Origin of the sequence: Nocardioides sp. NPDC057577 (genome assembly GCF_042801335.1) — a bacterium.
GTDB lineage: Bacteria > Actinomycetota > Actinomycetes > Propionibacteriales > Nocardioidaceae > Nocardioides.
This window is the reverse complement of record NZ_JBHVGB010000282.1, coordinates 1-4,264: the sequence shown is the minus strand read 5'-3', so window position 1 is coordinate 4,264 and position 4,264 is coordinate 1. Positions and strand designations below refer to the sequence as shown.

Here is a 4,264-nt window from a genome sequence, read left to right as displayed (position 1 = left end):
GGACCCGGCGGCCGAGCCGATGTCAGTGCGGGTTCTGGACCGCGCTCATCCTCGAATCTCAGCTCTTGGCCTCGGCACGGAGGCGGAAGGCCATCACGATGGCGATGATGCCGACGGCGATCAGCCAGATGCAGGAGACCAGCAGGAGTGCGCCCAGCGACAGCTCCGGGTTGATGAGGAGCACGGCACCGGCGAGGACCGTGATGACACCGGCGGTGATTTCCCACAGGCGCCGCCCAGGGGCTGGCCGGAGGATGGCGCCGATGATGTCGACGATGCCTCCGATGACCCACCAGACTCCGAGCAGGATGGTGACGATGAGCAGCGTCTGGACCGGGTCCCGCAGGAAGAGCAGGCCGACGACGATCGCCAGCGCCCCCGAGAAGCCGACGACCGCTCGCAGGCCGCCGTCCATGGACCTGCCGGCCACCGCGGCGATGAGCCGGAACACTCCCGACACGATGATCTGGATCGCGATGATCACCGCGACGACGACGAGCGTCTGCTTCGGCCAGACCGCCAGGATGACGCCGAGTACCGTGGTGACCAGCCCATAGGTCAGGACCAGGCCCCAGTAGTCCCCGAGGCCCTCGAACACGGAGCCGGAGCCCACCGGACGGTCCTGGGACGGCGTGGCCGCGCTCGGATCGTGTCCGGCACCCGGGCTCCGTACGTCGGGGCCCGCAGGCTCCGAGCCGGAGACGCCGGGGCCCGGGATGTCGGAGCTGGCCATGTCAGTACTCGGCACGACTCGACATCAGCTGCGCGAGCGACCAGATGACGAAGATGTAGAGCGCCAGCATCGCGAGCGCCCAGAACGGGTAGTAGGGCATGAAGGCGAACGCGGAGATCGAGCCGATGACCGCGATCACGATGCCGGCGATACGGGCCCACGTCTGTCCGAGGAGCAAGCCGATGCCGACGGCTACCGCGATCGCGCCCAGGACGATGTGGATCCAGCCCCAGGCGGTGAGGTCGAACTGGTAGACGTAGTCGATGCCTTTGACGTAGACGGTGTCCTCGGCAACGGCAGCGATGCCGGTGAGGATCTGGAAGATGCCGACCGTCGTGAGGATGGTGCCTGCGAAGATCGCGCCGGAGAAGGCGAAGGCGGTCTTGACCGGAGAGTCGTAGCCTCCGCCTTGTGGTGTGGTCGTGCTCATGATGGGGTACTCCCTGTGGTCGTGAGCGGTTTCTCGTCGACCGCTTCGGTGGACGAGAAGTTAGGCCGCTTCGGCCCCGGCGGGCTCACCCGCAACGGGCGATCCTCCGGCACCGAAGACGTCACGCAGCGCTGCTTCCTGGCTGTCGGTCAGATCGGTGAAGATCGGGTCGGACGGCAGTCGCCCTCCGATCGTGTCCCTGACCGAGTCGACGACGCTGTCCGTGGTCAGCACGAACAGGGCCGAGGTCCCCGGGGTGACCCGGTCCCGGACCCTGTTGATGAAGCCGTCGTCGATCCCGACGGCGCTCAGCGCGTCCGAGACCAGCCCGGTGGCGGTGCCCAAGGCGGCTCCGAGCAGTGGCACGAAGAAGATGAAGCCGAGCAGAAGACCCCAGAAGGACCCACCCAACGCTCCCCCGCCCTCGTCTGGATGCAGCTCGGTCGTCCTCAGCTTCATGCTGCTCGACGGCCAGGAGAGGGCCGCGGCGTCGTGGAGATCGATGAGGTCCTCACGAGCCAGCTCCTCGAGCGCATGCATGGTCTCCTCGGCACCCTCAGGAGTGTCGAACCTCCACACGGCCAGAGTTCCTGTCGACATGTCCTCCCCCGCTCCTGGTGTCCGTCAGCCGAGGAGCTGCTGCTTGGCGGCTGCGAACTCCTCGTCGCTGAGCACCCCTTGGCTGTGCAGCTCCCCGAGCTGGGTCAGCTGACCGATCAGGTCGCTCTGCGCCGGTGCCGCCGGTGCCGCCGGAGCGGGTGGCGGCTGAGGCGGCGGGGCCGCTGCGTACTGCTGTTGCTCGTACTGCTGTTGCTCGTACGCCTCTGACTGGGCCCGTTCCTGGGCCCTGGCCGCCTGCCGGCGGTTGACGGCGTTCGAGGTTGCGGTGGCCGTGCCGGCGATGACTGCCGTTCGTGCGGCGGCACCGATGAGACCGGGGCGGCCGACGCGTCTACCCAACATGACGTGACTCCCTCTCTAGCGGGCGGCGGATGCGAAGGCGACGTCGACGTCCTCGGGTGGCACCCGTAGGAACAGCTCGACCTCGGCACCGACGCTTCGGATGCGCCCGACGGCCTCCCGCGCCCAGATCTGCTCGTAGACGACCGCGAGACCGGCCTGGCCGGGCTCGAGGGCGGTGGCGAACGTTTCGATGTCGGCGTCGCTCAGCAGGTCGTTGGCGTCGATCTGAAGCCCCGACAGCTCCGCGGGCAGACCCTCCGCCTCCTCGAGGTCGAGGGCCCGGAAGCTGCCGCCGGCGTCCTTGGACATCAGCACGCAGTCGATGATCCGGATCACTCCACTCTCGACCGGTTGCCGTAGTACTGCCGCGAGGTCGCCGAGCTCGACGTCATCCGCCATCGAAAGAAACAGGATCTCGACCGGGCCGCGTTCCATCGTGCCTCCCACCTTTCGCGCGCCTGCCGGGCGGCAGGACTGTTCCGACGCTAGGACGCGTTGCGCCCCAGCTGCTCACCCCTATCGGGTGACTTGGGGCGGTTCACTCCGTCCGGTCGGCGGGTGGCTCCTGCGAAGCGACCACCGCAGCGTGCGTGGACTCCCCCAGGATCTGGGTGGCCGGCTCGATGTGGACCCCGCTGAGGCGTTGGAGCGTGCCGTCCGCCGACCAGCGCTCGACGAGGTCCGGGTCGACCACGAGGTCCGGGTCGACCCCGGACAGATACAGACGCGCGCCCGCTCGGTCCAGATCCCGAAGAAAGGCGTACGGACGTCGGGCCCACGCCGTCAACGCATCATCCGCCGACGGGGTGACCCCAGGCTCACCCCTTCCGGGCGATCCCGGAACGGGCCCGGCGTAGCAGCCTCACCGATCGTGGCCAGACTCCTCGCTCCGTCGTTCAGCGGCTACTCGCCGTCCTGGATCAGGTCCGACGTCCTCGCCGGGCTCACGGTCTGGGCCGTGCTCGTACCGGAGTCGCTCGCGTACGCCACCATCGCCGGCGTGCCCCCGGTCGTGGGCCTCTACGCGGCCGTGCCCGCCCTGGTGCTCTACAGCCTGCTCGGCTCCTCGCGCCACCTGATCGTCGCGCCCATGTCGGCGACCGCCGCACTCTCGGCCGGGATCGTGGCGGACTTCTCCTCCGGCGGGGCCTCCGTCGTCGCGCTCACCGCCGGCCTGGCGATCGCGACAGGCATCGTCGCGCTCGTCGCCGGCCTGTTCCGCCTGGGCTTCCTCGCCGCCTTCATCAGCGAGCCGGTCCTGCGAGGGTTCATCATCGGACTCGCGCTGACGATCATCATCGGACAGCTCCCGTCGCTGGTGGGCGTGGAGAAGGGGTCGGGCAACTTCTTCGAGAAGGCCTGGGACCTGGTGCTCCAGCTCGGTGACGTCGACCCCCTGACAATCGCCATCGGCGTGGGCAGCCTCGCCGTCCTGCTCGTCCTGCGGCGGCTGGTGCCGCTCCTTCCCGCCTCCCTGATCGTCGCGCTGGTCTGCATCGGGCTCACCGCCCTGCTCGGCCTCGACGAACGTGGGCTCGCCATCGTGGGCCACATCGACGCCGGCCTCCCCGCCATCGGCTTCCCGGACGTGTCGGCTCCCGAGTTCCGCGACCTCCTCGCGGCCGCCGTCGGCGTGATGCTCGTCGGCTTCGCCGAGGGCCTGGGAGCCGCGAAGACGTACGCCGCCAAGAGCGGCTACGACATCGACCCGAACCGCGAACTGCTCGGCCTGGGTGTCTCCAACCTGGGGGCAGGCCTGGCCAGCGGGATGGTGGTCAACGGCTCGCTGTCCAAGACCGCCGTCAACGGCTCGGCCGGCGCGAAGTCGCAGCTCTCGGCGGTGACCGCCGCAGTGCTCACGCTGCTCACGCTGCTGTTCATGACCAAGCTCTTCGCCGACCTTCCAGAGGCCACGCTCGCGGCGATCGTGATCGCCGCGGTGATCGAGCTCGTCGACATCTCGGCGCTGCGCCGGCTGTGGCGGGTTCGGACCGGACAGGTCACCAGGATCTACCAGATCAGCGCCCGCGCCCCCATGGGGGGGGCGGGGGCCCCGCGGGGAGGCGGGGGGCGCGGAGGCACCCCTCCCGCGGGGGGGGGGGGCGAAGGGGCCGCGCGGGGGCGGGGGGACGCCCCCG

At 69.6% G+C, this 4,264-nt stretch carries 7 protein-coding genes; 1 reads left to right on the top strand and 6 read right to left on the bottom strand.

What is annotated here, in order from left to right; translation table 11 throughout:
- Positions 1-58: 58 nt before the first annotated feature.
- The 6 genes from ACFU7D_RS28865 to ACFU7D_RS28840 form a co-directional block, all read right to left on the bottom strand.
- The gene (locus ACFU7D_RS28865; RefSeq protein WP_378873759.1) at positions 59-733 is read right to left on the bottom strand and encodes an HdeD family acid-resistance protein; all 675 of its coding nucleotides are present in this window, start codon (positions 731-733) and stop codon (positions 59-61) included.
- A 1-nt stretch (position 734) separates the two neighbouring features.
- Positions 735-1,163, bottom strand: a complete 429-nt coding sequence (locus ACFU7D_RS28860) for a hypothetical protein (RefSeq protein ID WP_378873756.1) — start codon at positions 1,161-1,163, stop codon at positions 735-737.
- A 60-nt stretch (positions 1,164-1,223) separates the two neighbouring features.
- The gene (locus ACFU7D_RS28855; RefSeq protein ID WP_378873753.1) at positions 1,224-1,763 is read right to left on the bottom strand and encodes a DUF1269 domain-containing protein; all 540 of its coding nucleotides are present in this window, start codon (positions 1,761-1,763) and stop codon (positions 1,224-1,226) included.
- Between the two features lie 24 nt (positions 1,764-1,787).
- A complete protein-coding gene (locus tag ACFU7D_RS28850) occupies positions 1,788-2,126 on the bottom strand; it encodes an SHOCT domain-containing protein (protein ID WP_378873750.1) in 339 nt (112 codons plus the stop codon).
- A 15-nt stretch (positions 2,127-2,141) separates the two neighbouring features.
- Positions 2,142-2,561 carry a DUF6325 family protein gene (locus ACFU7D_RS28845; protein ID WP_378873747.1) on the bottom strand — a complete coding sequence of 140 codons (420 nt, stop codon included), beginning with the start codon at positions 2,559-2,561 and terminating at the stop codon, positions 2,142-2,144.
- Positions 2,562-2,664: 103 nt separating this feature from the next.
- A complete protein-coding gene (locus ACFU7D_RS28840) occupies positions 2,665-2,913 on the bottom strand; it encodes a hypothetical protein (protein ID WP_378873744.1) in 249 nt (82 codons plus the stop codon).
- Between the two features lie 84 nt (positions 2,914-2,997).
- Here ACFU7D_RS28840 and ACFU7D_RS28835 point away from each other — a divergent pair.
- Positions 2,998-4,264: SulP family inorganic anion transporter (locus ACFU7D_RS28835; protein ID WP_378873741.1), on the top strand; the 1,267-nt coding region annotated here is incomplete at its 3' end.

Bases quoted from the DNA above. Each gene is read 5' to 3' on its own strand.
- ACFU7D_RS28850 (WP_378873750.1), bottom strand. From the start codon at position 2,126: ATGTTGGGTAGACGCGTCGGCCGCCCCGGTCTCATCGGTGCCGCCGCA.
- ACFU7D_RS28845 (WP_378873747.1), bottom strand. From the start codon at position 2,561: ATGGAACGCGGCCCGGTCGAGATCCTGTTTCTTTCGATGGCGGATGAC.
- ACFU7D_RS28855 (WP_378873753.1), bottom strand. From the start codon at position 1,763: ATGTCGACAGGAACTCTGGCCGTGTGGAGGTTCGACACTCCTGAGGGT.
- ACFU7D_RS28865 (WP_378873759.1), bottom strand. From the start codon at position 733: ATGGCCAGCTCCGACATCCCGGGCCCCGGCGTCTCCGGCTCGGAGCCT.
- ACFU7D_RS28860 (WP_378873756.1), bottom strand. From the start codon at position 1,163: ATGAGCACGACCACACCACAAGGCGGAGGCTACGACTCTCCGGTCAAG.